Below are 18,065 nucleotides of genomic sequence, written 5' to 3' on the forward strand. Positions count from 1 at the left end.
GGTGCGAATGCCCTGCCCTTAGAGTTTTGCGTGTTAAAATGGCGGTCATAGAAACAGCGGAAAAGATGCTGCCCGCAGGGCTGCGGCCGATCGCCGGCCGTGCGTTGCGCATGCTTGCCGCAGTGTTGACCGAACGGGGCGACAAGGCGACCGCGCAGCGCATGGCGTTGACCGCCTTCTCGATCCGCATCCTGAGCGCCGCACTCGCTTTCCTGTCACAGATCGTGCTCGCCCGGCTGATGGGTGAATATGAATACGGCATCTTCGTCTTCGTCTGGGTGCTGATCGTCCTCTGCGGCGATCTTTCCTGCCTCGGTTTCCACACCGCGATCGTCCGCTTCCTGCCGCAATATCGCGCGGCCGGTGCCTTTGCCGAAATCCGCGGCCTGACGGGCACTGCCCGCATCTTTTCAATGCTCTCGGGCACGACCGTTCTCATCGCCGGCATGCTCGGCCTGCATTTCTTCGGCGACAGGATCGAAAGCTATTACCTTGTGCCGATCTTCCTCGGCCTTATGGCCATGCCGATGATCGCGCTCGGCGATATCCTCGAAGGTACGTCACGGGCCAACCATTGGCCGGTCATGGCGCTCAGCCCGGTCTACATCGTCAGGCCGATCCTCATTATCCTCTTCATGCTGGCTGCCATCCTCTTCGGCGCGCCGCACACGGCGGTTACCGCCATGCAGGCAGCCCTTGCGGCAACCTTCGTCACTGCTCTCGGCCAGTACGCTGCCACGCTCTACCGGATGCGCAAGCACTATGATGCCGGCCCACGCAAAGTGGATTTTCTGGAATGGCTGGGTGTCGCCTTCCCGATCTTCCTGATCGAAGGCGTGAGCTTTCTGCTGACCAATTCCGACGTCATCGTCGTCGGCATCTTCCTGGAGCCACATGACGTCGCGATCTATTTCGCAGCCGCCAAGACCATGGCTCTGGTGCATTTCATCAATTTCTCGGTGAAAGCTGCCTCCGGCCCCCGCTTCTCCTCCATCATCGCCGAAGGCAACCAGACCGATCTTGCGGCCGCCGCTGTCGATGCCGCCCGCTGGACGTTCTGGCCGGCTCTCGGCGTCGGTCTCGCGGTCGTGGCGGCCGGGCATCTGCTGCTGTCGCTTTTCGGCGGTGCCTTCACGGCTGGTTACATGCTGATGGCGATCCTGCTTGCCGGCATCCTCGCCAAGGCGCTGGTCGGTCCCGCCGAGACGCTTCTGATGATGGCGGGCAAGCAGAACCTCTGCGTCGCTCTCTATGCCGGAGCGCTCGCCGCCAATGTCGGCCTCAATATCCTGCTGATCCCGCACTACGGTATCGTCGGCACGGCGATCGCCACGGCCTCCGCCATGGCCGTAGAAGCGATCCTGCTGCATGTCTTCGTGCGCCGCGCGCTCGGCTTCACGCTTTTCGCCTTCGCAACCCCTTCCGCCGCAACGCCAGAAATGAGAGCCCGATAGATGGTACGCGTACCACCCATCACCGAGAGCACCGACAGCATCGCGAACCGCATGGTTCACGATCTTGCCGCGCTCAAGTTCGAAGCGCCACAGGCCGAAGCACGGATCGAAATCGGCCGGCCGGGCCGTGAACTCTGCCTTTACCCCGGCAAGCTCGGCTACGATCTGCAGGAGGAACTGGACTTCCTCTCCAACCGCGCAATGGAGCCGAACGTCTTCTTCAGCGGCCGTTTCCTGGCGCCTGCCATGCCTCGGCTGGAAGACCGGCAGGTCAATTTCGCCATTATCAGAGATCAGAACGAACATCGCAGCCGCATGCGCCTGCTCATGCCCTTCTCGGTCGACAAACCCGGTTTCGCCGTCGGCCCGTCGATCATCCGCGGCTGGGCAAACAGCTTTGGTCCGCTCGGCACCCCCTTGGTCGATGCCGAGGACGCGGCCGAGACGCTGGACAATCTCTTCGAGGGCCTGATCACGCCGGACCTCGGCCTGCCGGGCACGCTGGTGCTGCCGGACGTACGGCTGAACGGCATCTTCGTGCGCATGGCAAAGGCGGTGGCGCTCAGCCGCAACCTGCCGTTGACCATCGCCAATCCCTATGAACGGCCGATGCTGCAGAGCGATGACGACGCCGTGGTCTATCTCGGCCGCACCGTATCCTCCTCTCATTTGCGCGAGATGCGCCGCCAGTGGCGGCTGCTCGAAGAGCTCGGCACGGTCGTCCACACCGTTGCCCGCCAGCCTCGCGAGATCCACATGCGCTTCGAGGAATTCCTGGCGCTGGAGGCCGGCGGCTGGAAGGGCAAGCGCCGCAGCGCGCTTGTGACCGACCGCTATCACACCGCCTTCGCCCGCGAAGCCGTCTCCAACCTGGCGGAAGTCGACGCCGTACGCATCCACACGATCGACCTCAAAGGCAGGGCGATTGCCTCGGTCGTCGTGCTGATGATGGGCGGCGAGGCCTATACCTGGAAGACAGCCTATGACGAGAGCTATTCCCGCTATTCGCCGGGCAAGCTGTTGATGAGCGAACTGACGGAATGGCATCTCGACGACGCCAATGTCATGCGCTCGGATTCATGCGCCGTCTCCGATCACCCGATCATGAGCCGCTTCTGGCAGGAGCGCGAGGAGATGGGCACGCTGGTGATCGGCCTGACGCAAAATGGCGACCGCGACATGCGCCAGGTCGCCGCCCAGCTTCACATGTACCGCAGCACCCGCAACATGGCGAAAATGCTGCGCGAGAAGATCATGTCGCTTGCCGGCCGCGGCTAATCTTCTGCCGCAGCCCTTTCCCGCAACAGCCGGCGGATCACCTTGCCCGTGGTCGTCAGCGGCAGGGCATCGACGAATTCGACCTCGCGCGGATATTCGTGCATCGAAAGCCGCGTCTTCACCCAGTCCCGGATTTCCACTGCCAGTTCTGCATTCGGGCTGTAACCTGGCGAAAGCACGATATAGGCCTTGACGATCTCCGTACGCAGCGGATCGGGCTTGCCGATGGCCGCCGCAAGCTGCACGGCCGGATGGCCGATGAGACAGTCCTCGATCTCCGCCGGCCCGATGCGATACCCCGACGACGTGATCACATCGTCGTCGCGGCCGGCGAAGGTAACATAACCTTCCTTGTCCTGCCGGCCGATATCGCCGGTCAGCAACCAACCCTTGGCATATTTCCTCTCCGTCGCGTCAGGATCGTTCCAGTAGCCGAGGAACATCACCGGGTCGGGACTGGCAATGGCGATCTGCCCCTGCTCGCCGATCGGCAGCTCATCACCTTCATCGCTGACAACAGCCACTTTGTGGCCGGGTGAAGCACGCCCGATCGCTCCGGCCTTCGTCACGCCGAAGGCAGCGCTGGAGGACAACACGAAATTACATTCCGTCTGCCCGTAGAATTCGTTGACGATGATACCGAGCGTGCGGCGCGCCCATTCATAGGTTTCACGTCCCAGCGACTCGCCCGCCGAGCCGACGGTGCGCAGTACGAGATCATATTTCGAGCGCGGTTCCTCGACGGATTTCAGGAGGCGCAGCGCCGTCGGCGGAATGAAGGCGTTGCGCACCTTCATCTCGGCCATGATGCGATAGGCCATGTCGGCATCGAACTTCTGAGCCGGTGACGAGACGACAGGCACGCCGAGCAGCAGGCTCGGCAGCAGCGCATTGAGCAACCCACCGGCCCAGGCCCAGTCGGACGGCGTCCAGACCTTGTCTCCGGCCTGCGGGAAACCTTCATGGGCGAACTGCATACCGGGAATGTGGCCGGCGAGAACCCGGTGACCGTGCAGTGCGCCCTTCGGCGGCCCCGTCGTGCCCGACGTGAAAATCATCAGCGCCGGCTCATCCGGTCCCGATTGCGCGATGTCGAAGACAGGCGGATAGGCCGAAACCAGATCGGCAAAGCCGAGCGTGCCAGCCGAGGCTCCCTCGATGCTGACGACATGTTGAATGTCGGGCAGACGATCGCGGATCTGGTTGATGCGTGCAAGCCCGAAGCCGTTGGTGACGACAGCTTTCGCACCCGCAGTCTTCAGCCGGTATTCCAGCGCCTCGACCCCAAAGAGCAGCGCAAGCGGCAACGCGATCGCGCCCATCTTGTAGATCGCCACATGCGAAATGACCGTCTCGAAGGATTGCGGCAGGAGCAGCGCCACACGATCTCGCCTGCCGATACCAAGTGCTGCGAGCGCGTTGGCGAGGGACGAGGAGCGAGCGGCAAGTTCGCCGTAGGTCAACGACAGGTGATGGCCGTCGGGGCTGAAATGCTCGAGGCAGACGCGGTACGGATCACGCACGGCCCAATCGTCGCTGACGGCGCGGCCGATATTGAAATCCTCTGATATCTGCCAGGAGAAATCGCGGTAGAGCGTGTCGTATCGATCGCCGGGCGGCAGTTTCATAAGCATGATCCAGTAGAATGCTGCACCAGCTAACACCTCACCGTGCAGATGCGCAAGCGATGTAATCCGCAAGGATGAGACGACATTCCGCCCGCTCATCACGTATTATTGCGCTAACGGCAGAACACATTCTCCGCGTGCTCACTGAGACTTCGACGATTTCTGCACTACATCATGCGCATGCGTCTGGGGAGTCGCTGAAGTTCATTACGGAGCACTTTCATGGAATATGTAAAACTCGGGAAGACCGGTCTCGAAGTCTCGAAGATCTGCCTCGGCTGCATGACCTATGGCGATCCCAACCGCGGAAATCACGCCTGGAGCCTGCCGGAAGAGGAAAGCCGCGCGCTCCTCAAACAGGCGATCGATCTCGGCATCAATTTCCTCGATACAGCCAACACCTATTCCAATGGTTCCTCCGAGGAGATCGTCGGCCGCGCAATCAAGGATTTCGCCAAGCGCGAGGATATCGTACTCGCGACCAAGGTGTTCAACCGCATGCGGCCCGGGCCGAACGGCGCCGGCCTGTCGCGCAAGGCGATCTTCGACGAGATCGACAACAGCCTGCGCCGCCTCGGCACCGACTATGTCGACCTCTACCAGATCCACCGCTGGGACTACACGACACCGATCGAGGAAACGCTGGAAGCCCTCCATGATGTCGTAAAGGCCGGTAAGGCGCGTTATATCGGCGCCTCCTCCATGTATTCCTGGCAATTCGCCAAGGCGCTCTACATTTCCCGCCTCAACGGCTGGACAGAATTCGTCAGCATGCAGGACCACCTGAACCTGCTCTACCGCGAGGAAGAACGGGAAATGCTGCCCTTCTGCGAGGATCAGAAGATCGCCGTCATTCCCTGGAGTCCGCTTGCCCGCGGTCGTCTGACCCGTGACTGGGACGAGACGACCAACCGCAGCGAGACCGACGAATTCGGCAAGACGCTTTATAGGCAGGCCGAAGATGCCGACCGCAAGATCGTCGAGAAGGTCGCCGAGATCGCCAAGGCCCATGGCATCTCCCGCGCGCAGGTCGCCACAGCCTGGATCCTACAGAAGAGCGCCGTTACAGCACCGATCATCGGCGCATCCAAGCCGAACCACCTGAGGGATGCCGTCGGTGCGCTGACGGTGAAACTGAGTGCTGAGGATATCGCCGCGCTCGAAGCCCCCTACATTCCGCACGATGTCGCCGGCTTCAAATAAGCCGCCGTCCCGCCGCTTGAAGGGTGGTTGAGGCCCGCAGGCGGCGATCCGATCACGCCCGCCAAACACCGAAGATCATAAGACAAGTAGTTTCAAGTGTGATAGATCGCACACGGTTTAAGGTTGCTGCTCCGGGTCGAGCTTGCGGCGCATCGTGACCAGAAACTGTTCGGCAAGTGCCCGGTCCTCGACCGCCCGGGCAAGGATAACGGCTCCCATCATCGAGGAAAGCGTTGTCGTCGCATTAGCGCGGCGCGCCTCCCTGGTTTCGCCAGGCATAATATCCTGGAGCACATCGACCAGCGTCGACAGCCCTTCGCTGAAAGTCGCGCGCACTGCGCCTTCGCTGCGGCTGACTTCCTGGATCAGCGAGGCGAACACGCAGCTTCCGCCGGGATCATCGACCGTACGCCAGTGGATGTAGTGATCGAGAAGCGCCTGCAGTGGCCGGTCGGGGTGGTCGGCAATCTGCTCACGCCAGCGCTCTTCCACGCGCTCGATCAGCTTGCGGCTGACCTCCAGCGCAAGATCGTCCTTCGATTCGAAATGGCCGTAAAACCCGCCATGCGTCAGGCCAGCAGCCTTCATGATGTCGGCAACACCGACGCCGTCGAACCCGTTTTCGCGGAAGAGCACGCTGGCAGCCGTCAGGATCTTCTCGCGGTTTTCTGCAAATTTTTCGCGGCTGACCCGCATTTTTTGTCTCCGGAAATGGTCGCTTGACAATTTATATGATGTCCATCATCAATACGCAACAAATATGATGGCCGTCATCTAAAACACTCTTGTATGGTCCCCACGTCACAAACGGAATTTGCCCATGGTCTCTGCAGTCCTTGCATCATCCCTTGCCCGGCGAAACATTCACTATGGATGGGTCGTCGTCGCTGCCACCTTCCTGACCATGCTGGTAACCGCTGGCGCAATGGGCGCGCCGGGCGTCCTCATCAAGCCGCTGCAGGATGAATTTGGCTGGGAAACCTCGCAGATCTCGTCTGCCCTTGCCATCCGCCTGATCCTCTTCGGCCTGATGGGTCCGTTTGCAGCAGCCTTCATGAACTATTTCGGCGTCCGCAAGGTCATCGTCTTTGCGCTCGCGCTGATCGGTGCAGGCTTCATCGGCTCGTTGTTCATGACCAAACTTTGGCATCTGCTGGCGCTCTGGGGCATCGTCGTCGGCTTCGGCACCGGGCTGACGGCAATGGTACTGGCGGCCACGGTTTCCACACGCTGGTTTGTCAAGCATCGCGGCCTCGTCGTCGGTATGCTCTCGGCAAGTTCGGCAACCGGCCAGCTCGTTTTCCTGCCGCTGATGGCGGAATTGACCGAACGCTATGGCTGGCGCGCCACGGTCTTCTTCGTCTGCGCCATGATCATGGTCGCCGCCCTTCTCGTGCTGCTCTTCATGCGTGACCGTCCCTCGGATGTGAATCTGCCCTCGGTCGGCGAAACCCAGGTTGCGCCGGCTCCGACGCGCGGTACCCTCGGCGCAGCACTTGCAACGCCGATCACGGTTCTCAGGGACATTTCAACGACATCAACCTTCTGGATCCTATTCGCCACCTTCTTCATCTGCGGTCTCAGCACCAACGGCCTCATCCAGACGCATTTCGTTACACTCTGCGGCGATTTCGGTATCATGCCGGTCGCAGCCGCCAGCGTTCTCGCTGTCATGGGCATTTTCGATTTCTTCGGGACGATCGGTTCCGGCTGGCTCTCCGACCGCTTCGACAATCGCTGGCTGCTCTTCTGGTATTACGGCCTGCGCGGTCTCTCGCTGCTTTTCCTGCCCTTCAGCGATTTCAGCTTCTACGGCTTGTCGATCTTCGCCGTCTTCTATGGCCTCGACTGGATCGCCACCGTGCCACCGACCGTCAAGATCGCCGCCGACCGCTTCGGCCGCGAAAAAGCCGGCCTCGTCTTCGGCTGGGTCTTCGCCGGCCACCAGCTCGGTGCTGCAACCGCGGCCTATGGTGCCGGCCTGTCACGTACGGCCCTGGAAAGCTACCTGCCCGCTTTCTTCATCGCCGGCGCCTTCTGCCTGCTGGCCTCGATCCTGGCGATCACGCTGAAGAAATCCGGCCTTACCGGACCGGGCGCAACGGTCGCCCACTAAACACCGAATTCGAAACAGCTAAACTTCGCCCGCCGTCTTGCACGCGCGGGCGAACGCATGTTAGACAGCCGCCTCGTATTTCGCTGCCCCATTGGCGGAATTGGTAGACGCGCTCGACTCAAAATCGAGTTTCGAAAGAAGTGCTGGTTCGACCCCGGCATGGGGCACCAAATATCTCTTAAATGGCTTTATGCTTCGCCCGCGCCCCGAGGGGCGAGGGCATAAGCCTTGGTGATCGATGTTGAGATTCCAGCGAAGTGGAATGCCGAGCCCTCAGTTCAGTCTTTAGTCACAACGGCGCACCGTTTTTGTGACAGTGCCTTCGTCGGTCTGACGGGTGATGCTACGCGTGTAACAGCGGTCACGGTCCCGATCGCGCCAGCGATCCCGTTCGCGCACCGCGCCGAACGTAATGCCGCGATCGCTGATGGTAACGCCGGGGCGAGCCCGGTCACGGTCATAATGGTCATAACGGTCATATCCGTCATAGGAGCGCTCGCGGGTGACGGTCACGCTGTCTGCCATTGCAGGCGCTGCAGCCGAGCCCAGGGCAAGGGCAGCGATTGCGCAGTTGATGATGATCTTTCGCATCTGTCTTCTCCTTGTCTTCATGTAGAGGCAACGACACGCAAGCTTAGTGGTTCCGCCCAAAAAGTCGGCCATTTAGGCCTAATCTATTCAAATCAACTCTTTAACTTTGCCGGCGCTTCATCCTAAAGTGCCGGCAGCGGGGCATTTTGAGAGGGCTGATGCATCAGGAAGCGGGACTCATTGCGACGGTAGCCATAAGCTTCGTCTTTGCGGCGGTTCTTGGCTATTGCGCCGACAGGCTGCGACTGCCGCCACTGGTCGGCTATCTCTTCGCCGGCATTCTCATGGGACCATTCACACCGGGCTTTGTGGCCGACACGGAGCTTGCGAGCCAACTCGCCGAAATGGGTGTGATCCTGCTGATGTTCGGCGTCGGCCTGCACTTCTCCGCATCCGATCTTTTGGCCGTGCGCGGTATCGCCGTACCGGGCGCCATCGGCCAGATCCTGCTTGCCACTCTACTCGGCGTCGGTCTCGGCGAACTCTGGGGCTGGAGCCTCGGCGCCGGCATCGTCTTCGGCCTCAGCCTTTCGGTCGCCAGCACGGTCGTGCTTCTGAAAGCGCTGGAAGAGCGCAACCTCGTCAATACCGCCGGCGGGCGCGTGGCTGTCGGCTGGTTGATCGTCGAGGATCTCGCCATGGTACTGGCGCTCGTGCTGTTGCCGGCGCTCGCGGAACTTCTGGGCGGGCATGCAAGCGACGCCACCTCGCATGGCCTTGATCTGCCGCTTTCTGCCACCATCGCACTCACCTTGCTGAAAGTCGCATCATTTGCCGCCATGGCGATCTTCCTGGGGCCGCGCATCGTGCCCTGGCTTCTGACGCTGATTGCCCGTACCGGCTCGCGTGAACTCTTCACGCTCACCGTGCTCGCCATCGCGCTCGGCATTGCCTTCGGTTCGGCGGCAATCTTCGGCGTTTCCTTTGCGCTCGGTGCTTTCTTCGCCGGCGTGGTCATGAGCGAATCCCATCTCAGTCATCGCGCCGCCGCCGATTCCCTGCCGCTGCAGAATGCCTTCTCTGTGCTGTTTTTCGTTTCTGTCGGCATGCTCTTCGATCCGTCGATCATTGTGCAGCACCCTCTGGCTGTGATCAGTGCTCTGGCACTGATCATCGTCGGCAAGGCAATCATCTCCTTCGGCATTGTAGCCCTGTTGCGCTATCCGATCGGCATGGGCCTGACGGCAGCCGGCGGCCTTGCCCAGATCGGCGAATTCTCCTTCATCCTCGCCGGTCTCGGCGTTTCGCTCGGGCTCCTGCCGCATGAAGGACAGGATCTGATCCTCGCCGCCGCGATTCTCTCCATCACACTGAACCCGATCGTCATCTTCGTAGCGGAGAAGCTAAACCGCAACATCAAGGTGAAGTGGCCACGCCTCTACGAAAGCTACGGCCGAAGGAACCAGGATGCCCTGGCACGGGAACTGGAAAAGATCAGGGCGCTCGGCGAGGAGCGCGCGCGCCAGCATCATCTGCGGATCCAGCAGTTGGTCGAGACCTTCCCGCTCTTTTCCGAAGCCGACGAGGATGCGCTCGAGGAACTGCTCCTGCTGTTCAACCCCAAACTCGCCTCGCCCGGCGAACGCGTCATCCGCCGCGGAGATCGCGGCGACAGCATGTATTTCATCTCCTCCGGCGCGGTCGAAGTACGGCTGGCAAGCGGAGCAGTGCGGCTGGAGCCTGGTGCCTTCTTCGGCGAAATGGCGCTGCTCAGCGGCGGACGCCGCACGGCCGATGTCATCGCCGTCGATTTCTGCCAGTTCGAAGTGCTGGAGCGGCGCGACTTCAACATGTTCATGTCACGCCATCAGCACCTGCGTGCGATCGTCAGCGAAATGGCACAGAAGCGCACCGAGATGAACGTGATGCGCCAGCAGTGGGAAAAATCCATGGATCTGTCATAAAAAACGCCAAGGCACGCAGGCCGCAGCGCTCAGGCAGGTTCCATCAAGGTAGGATCACTTGTTATCCGGGCAAGCGTCGCTCGTCGGGGCACCGCTGTTCCCACACATCTCACGATCAGCAGGCAGACCTGATCACACTGTCGCGATGTCGTCCATCTTCGGCCAGTAGAGATCCGAAGTGTAATCGGCCGGAATCGGATCGAGCCTGGAAATCGCCTCGGCGGCAAAATCGATCTGCATGGCAAGATATTTGAGCACGGCCGGCATCGGCGCACCGACGGCAAATTCCATGACCCGTGATTGGCTATAGCCGCTGGCACCAAGGCGCCGCGCCGCCTCGCGGCGAACATCCTCACGATCCGGCCTCCGGCTCTCGGCTTCGCTGTCCTGCTGTTCGGCCACGCCGAGCCCGCCCTCTATTACCCTCAATCGCATGGCATGCCACCCAATATTTCGACTCGTATAAAGCTTGCCGCAGATTCGCCGGATTGCCATCTCGCGAAATCTTGGGAGACATGCCCACGACAGATCACAAAAATTTTTCAACGAGAACGCCCGGAAGCCGCAGGCCGAGCATTTACAGCGTCATGATCGCCCCCTAATGCTTTGTGCATCGCAACAAGGAAAGGAAACGGATGCTCCGCAGACTTTACGACTGGACCATGTCTCTGGCCTCGAAAAAATCGGCCGAAGTCTGGCTCGCCGTCATCGCCTTCGTCGAAAGCTCCGTCTTTCTGGTCCCCGCTGACGTGCTCTTCCTGCCGATGGCGCTCGCCAAGCCCGAGCGCTCCTATCGCTATGCGATCGTTGCCACCATCGCCTCGGTACTCGGCGGCATAGCCGGCTGGGCGCTTGGCTACTACGCTTATGAGACCGTCGCGCGCCCGGTTCTGGAGTTCTATGGAAAGCTCGATCAGTTCGAGCAGATGAAATCCTACGTCACCTACGGGACCATCCTGCTGCTGCTCGTCACCTCGGGTCTGGCGCATCTGCCACCAATCAAGATCGTGACGATCCTGTCCGGCGTCATCCATGTCAGCCTGCCGCTCTTCATCGTTTCGGCGATCATCGCCCGCGGCGCCCGCTTCCTGTTCCTTGCATGGCTGCTGCGCCGTTACGGTGAGCCGATCCGCCATTTCATCGAGAAGCGTCTCGGCCAGATCGTCGGCATCGGCGCGGCGGTCGTGATCGTGCTATATCTAGCCTACCGATACTTTGCCCACTGAGCCAACTTCGCGGAGTTCCGCCATGAATGCCACCACCTCGCCGCTTGCCCGCCCGGGCTTCGCTCTCTCGCTGCTGCTTGCCATCGGCATGGCCGTGGTGGTCGGAACGGCCCTCGGCTTCCAGTATATCGGCGGTTACATTCCCTGCGCACTCTGCCTGCTGCAGCGTCAGCCCTATTACTACGGCATTCCGATCGCGATCGTCGGCGCGGTGGCCGCCCTCGTCGGTCTGCCCAACTGGATGACGCGCGCCATCATTCTTGCCGTCGGCATCCTGATGCTCGTCGGCGCAGGCATGGGCGTCTATCACGCCGGCGTGGAATGGCATTTCTGGCCCGGCCCCGCCACCTGCTCGACCACGGCCAGCAGCATGACCACCAATGCCGGCGATCTCCTAGGCGAGCTGAACACGATCAAAGGCCCGTCCTGCACGGATGCAGCACTGCGGGTTCTCGGCCTGTCCTTTGCAGGCTGGAATGTGATTGCGAGCCTGATCCTCGCAGCCTTCGCATTCTGGAGCGTGAAGAAGACAGCGTAAGCGCTTAAAGCAGGTCGCGCAAAAGTGCGCAGCGGTTTTGCGATGACGACTGCATAAACCAAGGACTTTGAATCAGGGCTGCAGCTCGGTATCCCAATAGAGGTAGTCGAGCCAGCTGTCATGCAGATAGTTCGGCGGGAAGAGCCGGCCGTTATTGTGCAGGTCCTGCACAGTCGGCTGGTACGGCTTTTGCGCCGGGAACATGCCTGCCTGCTTCGGAAGCTTGCTGCCCTTGCGCAGATTGCAGGGCGAACAGGCCGCCACGACATTCTCCCAGGTCGTCTCGCCGCCATGAGCGCGCGGGGTGACGTGGTCGAAGGTCAGATCGTCATGAGCGCCGCAATACTGGCACTCGAACCTGTCGCGCAGGAAGACGTTGAAGCGGGTGAAGGCGGGATTGCGGGACGGCTGAACATAAGTCTTGAGGCACACGACACTCGGCAGCCGCATCGAGAAGCTCGGTGAGGAAACCTCGTGCTCATATTCCGCGATGATATTCACACGGTCGAGAAATACCGCCTTGATCGCGTCCTGCCAGGACCAGAGCGACAAGGGATAATAACTCAGCGGCCGGTAGTCAGCGTTCAGAACGAGCGCCGGCAGGGCCTGTGGGGAGACTGCAATCGTCAAGGAGCCCTCCTGGATCGATTCGGCATCTGCACCTGTATATTAGGCCGGTTGTTACAGGATTGTGAAGTCCAATAAATTCAGGGAATAAAGGCGAATCGAGGGACAGTGCCGTTAGAGCCTTTCCTGATTGGATTGCAGCATTCTGCCGGGGCAGGTTTGTGTCAGGGCAAAGATGCCCGGCCCTAGCTGGTTTGCAAGCAAACCACCGGGGTTGGCTGAAACGGGCCGTCTGATCGACAGGCCGGCTTGGCCGTAGATCTGGGATACGACGCGCGCCGGCCGGTCGACCATCCGACTCCGTTTGAGCCAACAGAATGCTGCAATCTAATCAGGAAAGGCTCTAACCGATCGGCAGCACGTCCCGACGCATTTTTGCGGCGTAATAAGCCCAGAAAAGCCGGGCTGCCACAGAGCGCCAGGGCGACCAGATTTCTGCAAGCCCTGCAAGCACTTTGGCCTGCGGGCGCTCCACGAGACCGAATGCCGCAGCAACCGCTGCCTGGAGGGCCACATCACCCGCCGGAAAAACATCCACATGCCCGCCGCAGAACATCAAATAGACCTCTGCGGTCCATGGCCCGATTCCCTTCTGCGCCGTCAGTTCCGCGAGCGCCTCGGCGGGCGGTTTTTGGACCAGGGCTTGCAGATTGATTCGTCCGGAAGCGACGGCTTGCGCAATCCGCGTCAGCGTGTCGGCCTTGGCACGGGAAAGCCCGAATTCGCGCCAGGCTTCGGGATGAAGCAGTATGTAAGTCTCCGCGCTCAGCGATCCGCTCTCGGGCTGCATCCGCCGCCAGATCGCCTCCGCACTGGCACGCGAGACCATCTGCGAAACGATGATATGGGCAAGGCCGGCAAAACCCGGCTCGCGCAGCCTGAGCGGCACAGGCCCCGCTTCTTTGGCAATCGAAACGAGCCGTGGGTCGAGAACAAGAAGAGCGGCGAGCCCCTCCTCGATATCCTTTTCATTGCTGATGACCTGCACCTTGCCTCGCGATCGCTTCAAATCCGTGCCAGAAGAAAGCATGATCACGACACCGCGTCAAAAACCCGTCTTCCGTTTCGCGCCGAGCCCCAATGGACCTTTGCATCTCGGTCACGCGCTGTCGGCTTTCCTCAACGACGACATGGCAAGAGCCATAGAAGGCCGGCTGCTGCTGCGCATTGAAGACATCGATCTGACGCGCTGTACACCCGAATTCGAAGCCGGCATCTACGCCGATCTCCAATGGCTTGAGATCGAATGGGAGCAGCCGGTGCGCCGCCAGTCGGAACATTTTTCCGAATATCAGGCAGCCCTTCATTCGCTGATCGAACGCGGATTGGTCTACCCTTCCTTCCTGACGCGCGGCGAGGTCAAAACCCGCGTTGCGGCTTACGAGCGGGTAAACCGCCCCTGGCCGCGCGATCCCGACGGCACGCCGCATTATCCCGCTGATGACCGCGACCGCAGCGAGGACGAGCGCGGCACAATGCTGGCCTCCGGCCTGAAACATGCTTGGCGTCTGGACATGCACCGGGCAATGGATCTGGTCGGCGAACCGCTGTTCTGGACGGAAACCGGCGACGAAAGAAAAGGTGAAATCCTGGCCGAGCCCGCCGCCTGGGGCGATGTCGTTCTCTCGCGCTCGGATGCGCCCTCCAGCTACCATCTGTCGGTCGTCATCGATGATGCGCTGCAGGGCGTGACCCATGTCGTGCGCGGCCTGGACCTTTTCCACGCCACCTCGGTGCACAGGCTGCTGCAGAGGTTGCTCGACCTGCCGCAACCGGCCTATCACCATCATCGCCTCGTCGTGGACGCAGATGGTCGGAAGCTTTCCAAAAGCCAGGGCGATACCGGCCTTGCGGACCTGCGTGCGAAGGGACTGTCAGTTGCCGGTATTCGCCGCCTTGTCGGACTTTGAATCGGCAGCGCGGTCACGCCCGACCACCGAGAAGGTTCGCGAGAAATTGCGCAGCACCCGGAACTTCATCAGAGCCGCATTGATCTCCGCGCCGACGATGAAGATGACGCCCACCATGTAGAGGAAGATGAGTGCGATCATGACGGACGCCAGACCGGCATAGGTGGCAGTGTAATTGGCGAAGGTCGCCAGATAATAGGCGAAGATCAGCGCGCCGACGAGCCAGGACAGCAAAGTCAGAAACACGCCGGGAATGACATCGAAGACACGGCGCTTGCCGGCGGGCAGCCAGAGATGGACGACGAGCAGGGCGATGGTGAGCATGACGAGCGTACCATAGATGCGCCAGCCGAAAACGATTTCGAGTGTGTCTACGATGATGGGCAGCCATTGACGGATCGTCGCAGGAAGCCATTCGAGACTGTCGTTATGCAGCAGCCAATCGCGCGCGTAATCGAGGCCGACAGGAACCGCCACGAGCAGAATGCTGATGGCCGCGACAATGATGACTGCGACAAGGACATAGCCGAGGCTGAAAAGACGTGTCAGGTACCATGGCCTGGTTTCCTGTACTCGATAGGCACGGTTGAGCGAGATGCGTAGCGCCTCAACACCGTTCGAAGCAAAATAGGCGGCCGCCAGCACAGAGATCGTGAGAAGCCCGCCACGCGGGATTGTCAGAACTTCGACGAGTTGATCCGAAAGCGGTTTGGCGATGGCCGCCGGCCAAGTGTCGAAGATGAAATGGATCGCGTAATTCGAAAACTGGTCCGCACCAAGAAAATTGGCAAGCGCCGTCCCGAAGATCAGAAAGGGGAAAACCGCAAGCAGGCTGGAGAGCGCCACATGACTTGCCATGGCAAAGCCGTCATCGTCAATGAGGTGGCAGATGGCGTCGTAGACCACGTCATAGAGCGTGCGCAGGGCTTTCGGCATTCGGCTTCCCAATGGTATCCTTCCGGCGAATATGGGAAATGAGTCCCATTTTGTACAGGAATCATTGAATGGCCGACCAGCGCACCATCGTCGTGACCGGATGCTCTTCCGGCATCGGCGCTTATTGCGCGCGCGCCTTGAAGGCGGATGGCTGGCGGGTCTTTGCGACCGTGCGCAAGACCGATGACCTAACAGCGCTGGAAGCCGACGGCGTCGAAGCCTTTCTGATGGACTACACGCAGCCCGACACAATCTCGGCTCTGGTGGGCGCCGTGGCTGAACGCAGCAACGGCCGGATCGATGCGCTGTTCAACAACGGTGCCTATGGGCAGCCGGGCGCGGTCGAGGATCTCTCGACGCAGGCGCTGCGCGACCAATTCGAAACCAATGTCTTCGGCTGGCACGAACTGGCCAGGCAGGTCATTCCTTTCATGCGCCGGCGCGGCCAGGGCCGTATCGTGCAGTGTTCCTCGATCCTCGGCCTAGTGCCCTATCGCTATCGCGGCGCCTACACAGCCTCGAAATTCGCGCTCGAAGGCCTGAGCATCACCCTGCGCATGGAACTGCAGGGAAGCGGCATTCACCTCAGCCTGATCGAGCCGGGGCCGATCACCAGCCGCTTCACGGCAAACGCGTTGGCGAAGATCAAAGAACATATAGACCTGGAAAACTCGCCCCATGCCGTCGAGTACCGCCGGCAGCTTGCCCGCCTTGAAGGCTCAGGTCCGGTGAACCGCCACAAACTTGGCCCCGAGGCGGTCTATGCAGTATTGACGCGTGCATTGAACTCGAAAAATCCGAAGCCACATTATCCCGTAACGACTCCGGCCAAGCAGGGCATATTGCTGAAGAGGCTGCTTCCGGCCGACCTCTTCTACCGCCTGATGCGCTGGACGGACTGAAAAAGAAAAGAGATTGCCATGTCCACGGTCACCTACGTCATCGCGATCATCGTCATGGGCCTCGTTGCCCTGGTGCTGATCCGCGGCCTGTTCAACATGATGAAGGGTGGCGATGCGAACCTTTCCAACAAGCTGATGCAGCTTCGCGTGCTGCTGCAGGCGATCGCCGTCATCCTGATCATGCTGACGCTCTGGCTGACCGGCGGCGGACGCCCGAGCTGATCCGAGAGCAGGCAATGGTAAAGCTCAACAAGATCTACACCAGAACCGGCGATAACGGCACGACCGCGCTGGTCTCTGGCCCACGCCGCACCAAGCACGATCTGCGTGTCGAAGCCTACGGCACGATAGACGAAACCAATTCGGCGATCGGCGTCGCAAGATTGCATACGACGGAGCTAGCCGAACTCGACGCCATGCTGGCGCTGATCCAGAATGATCTCTTCGATCTCGGCGCAGATCTCGCCACGCCTGAAACCGGTGAGCCGCCAGCCTACGAGCCGCTGCGTATCGTAGAGAGCCAGGTCATCCGCCTGGAGCAGGATATCGACAGGCTGAACGCCGACCTTGAACCGCTGAAATCCTTCGTTCTTCCGGGCGGCAGCGCCGCGGCCGCCCATCTGCACCTTGCCCGCACGATTGCGCGCCGCGCCGAACGGCTGATGGTAGCGCTTACCCGCAGCGATGGAGAAATCGTGAGTGCCGCGGCACTCCAATACGTCAACCGCCTCTCCGATTTCCTGTTCGTAGCCGCCCGCCATGCAAATAATGATGGCAAGGCGGATGTGCTTTGGGTTCCTGGAAAAAACAGGTAGGTTCGCAGCCATCACGATCGCCCGGGGGCAGGCCTTCATGTTCATACCACTACACGATGCCAATACGCTGAAACACATCAGGGTTCAGTGGGTCACACTCGGCCTGATGGCGGCGAACATCGCCGCCTGGATCTTCACGACATTTGAAAGCGAACAGGCCGCGCAGGCCGCAACCGTTGGCCTCGGTTATATTCCAGCCGTCGTCTTCGGCTATCGGGAGCTGGCGCCGGGACTGGAAATCGTGCCGGAAACGGCAACCTACATCACCTACTCCTTCATCCATACGAGCTTCTGGCATCTTGCCGGCAACATGATCTTCCTCTGGGTCTTCGGCGACAATGTCGAGGATGCGATGGGGCACCTGCGCTTCCTCGTCTTCTACCTCGCCTGCGCTGCGGCCGGCGCCCTTTGCCATGGCCTGCTGATGACGACGTCGGAAGCACCGCTCGTCGGCGCATCGGGTGCGATTTCAGGCGTGGTCGCTGCCTATCTCATGCTGCATCCGCGCGTGCGGGTCTGGGTCCTGGTCTTCTTCCGTGTGCCATTGCCGCTGCCGGCTTTCATTCCGCTCCTGCTCTGGGTCGGCCAGCAGTTCTTCATGCTGCTGATCGATCCCAACGGCAACGTCTCCTGGGGTGCGCATGTCGGCGGCATCATCGCCGGCGCCCTGCTCGTGCTTGTGCTGCGCCGGCCCAACGTCCCGCTCTTCGACCGTCAGATCGTCACGCCGCGTGCCGTCCGCGACCAGCCGATCCCCGTCCGCGTCACCGCCTCAGGCATGCCCGTGCCGCCGCGCCTGCCCTGGGGGCGGGACAAGCTTTAATATTGACGTGAACGTAAACGTTAATATATTGCCATTCAAATCGACCGGCCGCGTCACGGAAGCGTTGTATTTGGAGGAAAAACGCGTATCCATGTCGCCATTCGACAATCGGAG

Annotated in this window: 19 protein-coding genes and 1 tRNA gene; 13 read left to right on the forward strand and 7 right to left on the reverse strand. The window is 60.8% G+C overall.

Annotated features, from left to right (window positions below):
• Nucleotides 1-38: 38 nt before the first annotated feature.
• Both FHT87_RS28400 and FHT87_RS28405 read left to right on the forward strand, forming a co-directional pair.
• Nucleotides 39-1,454 (forward strand): oligosaccharide flippase family protein, encoded by a 1,416-nt coding sequence (locus FHT87_RS28400; protein ID WP_183805987.1) that lies wholly within the window; start codon nt 39-41, stop codon nt 1,452-1,454.
• Nucleotides 1,455-2,732 (forward strand): GNAT family N-acetyltransferase, encoded by a 1,278-nt coding sequence (locus FHT87_RS28405; protein ID WP_183734260.1) that lies wholly within the window; start codon nt 1,455-1,457, stop codon nt 2,730-2,732.
• On the opposite strand, the gene FHT87_RS28410 is transcribed toward FHT87_RS28405, so the two are convergent.
• A complete protein-coding gene (locus FHT87_RS28410) occupies nt 2,729-4,360 on the reverse strand; it encodes an AMP-binding protein (RefSeq protein ID WP_183805989.1) in 1,632 nt (543 codons plus the stop codon). The two genes, FHT87_RS28405 and FHT87_RS28410, sit on opposite strands and share 4 nt — an antisense overlap.
• A 222-nt stretch (nt 4,361-4,582) precedes the next feature.
• Between FHT87_RS28410 and FHT87_RS28415 the strand changes: the two genes are divergently transcribed.
• A complete protein-coding gene (locus FHT87_RS28415) occupies nt 4,583-5,563 on the forward strand; it encodes an aldo/keto reductase (protein WP_183805991.1) in 981 nt (326 codons plus the stop codon).
• A gap of 117 nt (nt 5,564-5,680) precedes the next feature.
• On the opposite strand, the gene FHT87_RS28420 is transcribed toward FHT87_RS28415, so the two are convergent.
• Nucleotides 5,681-6,259 carry a TetR/AcrR family transcriptional regulator gene (locus tag FHT87_RS28420; protein WP_183805993.1) on the reverse strand — a complete coding sequence of 193 codons (579 nt, stop codon included), beginning with the start codon at nt 6,257-6,259 and terminating at the stop codon, nt 5,681-5,683.
• 124 nt (nt 6,260-6,383) lie between these two features.
• Here FHT87_RS28420 and FHT87_RS28425 point away from each other — a divergent pair, with 124 nt between their 5' ends.
• Nucleotides 6,384-7,679 carry an MFS transporter gene (locus FHT87_RS28425; protein WP_183805995.1) on the forward strand — a complete coding sequence of 432 codons (1,296 nt, stop codon included), beginning with the start codon at nt 6,384-6,386 and terminating at the stop codon, nt 7,677-7,679.
• Between the two features lie 85 nt (nt 7,680-7,764).
• A tRNA-Leu gene (locus FHT87_RS28430) sits at nt 7,765-7,849 on the forward strand.
• A 115-nt stretch (nt 7,850-7,964) separates the two neighbouring features.
• Here the strand turns inward: FHT87_RS28430 and FHT87_RS28435 are convergent.
• The gene (locus tag FHT87_RS28435; RefSeq protein WP_183805997.1) at nt 7,965-8,270 is read right to left on the reverse strand and encodes a hypothetical protein; all 306 of its coding nucleotides are present in this window, start codon (nt 8,268-8,270) and stop codon (nt 7,965-7,967) included.
• Between the two features lie 158 nt (nt 8,271-8,428).
• On the opposite strand from FHT87_RS28435, the gene FHT87_RS28440 reads away from it, so the two are divergent.
• Nucleotides 8,429-10,174 carry a cation:proton antiporter gene (locus tag FHT87_RS28440; protein ID WP_183734270.1) on the forward strand — a complete coding sequence of 582 codons (1,746 nt, stop codon included), beginning with the start codon at nt 8,429-8,431 and terminating at the stop codon, nt 10,172-10,174.
• 132 nt (nt 10,175-10,306) lie between these two features.
• On the opposite strand, the gene FHT87_RS28445 is transcribed toward FHT87_RS28440, so the two are convergent.
• Nucleotides 10,307-10,609, reverse strand: a complete 303-nt coding sequence (locus FHT87_RS28445) for a hypothetical protein (RefSeq protein WP_183805999.1) — start codon at nt 10,607-10,609, stop codon at nt 10,307-10,309.
• Nucleotides 10,610-10,809: 200 nt separating this feature from the next.
• Between FHT87_RS28445 and FHT87_RS28450 the strand changes: the two genes are divergently transcribed.
• Complete coding sequence (locus tag FHT87_RS28450; protein WP_183806001.1) at nt 10,810-11,400, forward strand: YqaA family protein; 591 nt, start codon at nt 10,810-10,812, stop codon at nt 11,398-11,400.
• Between the two features lie 22 nt (nt 11,401-11,422).
• Nucleotides 11,423-11,938 (forward strand): disulfide bond formation protein B, encoded by a 516-nt coding sequence (locus FHT87_RS28455; protein WP_183734274.1) that lies wholly within the window; start codon nt 11,423-11,425, stop codon nt 11,936-11,938.
• Nucleotides 11,939-12,010: 72 nt separating this feature from the next.
• Here the strand turns inward: FHT87_RS28455 and FHT87_RS28460 are convergent, their stop codons facing one another.
• Nucleotides 12,011-12,568 carry an HNH endonuclease gene (locus FHT87_RS28460; RefSeq protein ID WP_113299070.1) on the reverse strand — a complete coding sequence of 186 codons (558 nt, stop codon included), beginning with the start codon at nt 12,566-12,568 and terminating at the stop codon, nt 12,011-12,013.
• A gap of 340 nt (nt 12,569-12,908) precedes the next feature.
• Nucleotides 12,909-13,595 (reverse strand): DNA-3-methyladenine glycosylase 2 family protein, encoded by a 687-nt coding sequence (locus FHT87_RS28465; RefSeq protein ID WP_183734275.1) that lies wholly within the window; start codon nt 13,593-13,595, stop codon nt 12,909-12,911.
• Here FHT87_RS28465 and gluQRS point away from each other — a divergent pair.
• Complete coding sequence (gene gluQRS, locus FHT87_RS28470) at nt 13,594-14,475, forward strand: tRNA glutamyl-Q(34) synthetase GluQRS (protein WP_183806003.1); 882 nt, start codon at nt 13,594-13,596, stop codon at nt 14,473-14,475. The two genes, FHT87_RS28465 and gluQRS, sit on opposite strands and share 2 nt — an antisense overlap.
• On the opposite strand, the gene FHT87_RS28475 is transcribed toward gluQRS, so the two are convergent.
• Complete coding sequence (locus FHT87_RS28475; RefSeq protein WP_183806005.1) at nt 14,440-15,411, reverse strand: YihY/virulence factor BrkB family protein; 972 nt, start codon at nt 15,409-15,411, stop codon at nt 14,440-14,442. The two genes, gluQRS and FHT87_RS28475, sit on opposite strands and share 36 nt — an antisense overlap.
• 68 nt (nt 15,412-15,479) lie before the next feature.
• On the opposite strand from FHT87_RS28475, the gene FHT87_RS28480 reads away from it, so the two are divergent.
• Genes FHT87_RS28480 through FHT87_RS28495 form a run of 4 tightly spaced genes read left to right on the forward strand, consistent with a single transcriptional unit; the run spans nt 15,480 to nt 17,951 of the window.
• Complete coding sequence (locus FHT87_RS28480) at nt 15,480-16,313, forward strand: SDR family oxidoreductase (RefSeq protein WP_183806007.1); 834 nt, start codon at nt 15,480-15,482, stop codon at nt 16,311-16,313.
• 18 nt (nt 16,314-16,331) lie between these two features.
• Nucleotides 16,332-16,535, forward strand: a complete 204-nt coding sequence (locus FHT87_RS28485; RefSeq protein ID WP_007825545.1) for a twin transmembrane helix small protein — start codon at nt 16,332-16,334, stop codon at nt 16,533-16,535.
• Nucleotides 16,536-16,549: 14 nt separating this feature from the next.
• Nucleotides 16,550-17,128 (forward strand): cob(I)yrinic acid a,c-diamide adenosyltransferase, encoded by a 579-nt coding sequence (locus FHT87_RS28490; protein ID WP_183734280.1) that lies wholly within the window; start codon nt 16,550-16,552, stop codon nt 17,126-17,128.
• A gap of 37 nt (nt 17,129-17,165) precedes the next feature.
• Nucleotides 17,166-17,951 (forward strand): rhomboid family intramembrane serine protease, encoded by a 786-nt coding sequence (locus FHT87_RS28495; RefSeq protein ID WP_183806009.1) that lies wholly within the window; start codon nt 17,166-17,168, stop codon nt 17,949-17,951.
• Nucleotides 17,952-18,065 lie beyond the last annotated feature (114 nt).

The organism is Rhizobium sp. BK316, assembly GCF_014193695.1.
Classification (GTDB): Bacteria; Pseudomonadota; Alphaproteobacteria; order Rhizobiales; family Rhizobiaceae; genus Rhizobium.

What these genes read in the sequence shown, in the direction of transcription:
- FHT87_RS28400 (WP_183805987.1), top strand. Translation starts at nt 39, where the DNA reads ATGGCGGTCATAGAAACAGCGGAAAAGATGCTGCCCGCAGGGCTGCGG.
- FHT87_RS28405 (WP_183734260.1), top strand. Translation starts at nt 1,455, where the DNA reads ATGGTACGCGTACCACCCATCACCGAGAGCACCGACAGCATCGCGAAC.
- FHT87_RS28410 (WP_183805989.1), bottom strand. Translation starts at nt 4,360, where the DNA reads ATGAAACTGCCGCCCGGCGATCGATACGACACGCTCTACCGCGATTTC.
- FHT87_RS28415 (WP_183805991.1), top strand. Translation starts at nt 4,583, where the DNA reads ATGGAATATGTAAAACTCGGGAAGACCGGTCTCGAAGTCTCGAAGATC.
- FHT87_RS28420 (WP_183805993.1), bottom strand. Translation starts at nt 6,259, where the DNA reads ATGCGGGTCAGCCGCGAAAAATTTGCAGAAAACCGCGAGAAGATCCTG.
- FHT87_RS28425 (WP_183805995.1), top strand. Translation starts at nt 6,384, where the DNA reads ATGGTCTCTGCAGTCCTTGCATCATCCCTTGCCCGGCGAAACATTCAC.
- FHT87_RS28435 (WP_183805997.1), bottom strand. Translation starts at nt 8,270, where the DNA reads ATGCGAAAGATCATCATCAACTGCGCAATCGCTGCCCTTGCCCTGGGC.
- FHT87_RS28440 (WP_183734270.1), top strand. Translation starts at nt 8,429, where the DNA reads ATGCATCAGGAAGCGGGACTCATTGCGACGGTAGCCATAAGCTTCGTC.
- FHT87_RS28445 (WP_183805999.1), bottom strand. Translation starts at nt 10,609, where the DNA reads ATGCGATTGAGGGTAATAGAGGGCGGGCTCGGCGTGGCCGAACAGCAG.
- FHT87_RS28450 (WP_183806001.1), top strand. Translation starts at nt 10,810, where the DNA reads ATGCTCCGCAGACTTTACGACTGGACCATGTCTCTGGCCTCGAAAAAA.
- FHT87_RS28455 (WP_183734274.1), top strand. Translation starts at nt 11,423, where the DNA reads ATGAATGCCACCACCTCGCCGCTTGCCCGCCCGGGCTTCGCTCTCTCG.
- gluQRS (WP_183806003.1), top strand. Translation starts at nt 13,594, where the DNA reads ATGATCACGACACCGCGTCAAAAACCCGTCTTCCGTTTCGCGCCGAGC.
- FHT87_RS28465 (WP_183734275.1), bottom strand. Translation starts at nt 13,595, where the DNA reads ATGCTTTCTTCTGGCACGGATTTGAAGCGATCGCGAGGCAAGGTGCAG.
- FHT87_RS28475 (WP_183806005.1), bottom strand. Translation starts at nt 15,411, where the DNA reads ATGCCGAAAGCCCTGCGCACGCTCTATGACGTGGTCTACGACGCCATC.
- FHT87_RS28480 (WP_183806007.1), top strand. Translation starts at nt 15,480, where the DNA reads ATGGCCGACCAGCGCACCATCGTCGTGACCGGATGCTCTTCCGGCATC.
- FHT87_RS28485 (WP_007825545.1), top strand. Translation starts at nt 16,332, where the DNA reads ATGTCCACGGTCACCTACGTCATCGCGATCATCGTCATGGGCCTCGTT.
- FHT87_RS28490 (WP_183734280.1), top strand. Translation starts at nt 16,550, where the DNA reads ATGGTAAAGCTCAACAAGATCTACACCAGAACCGGCGATAACGGCACG.
- FHT87_RS28495 (WP_183806009.1), top strand. Translation starts at nt 17,166, where the DNA reads ATGTTCATACCACTACACGATGCCAATACGCTGAAACACATCAGGGTT.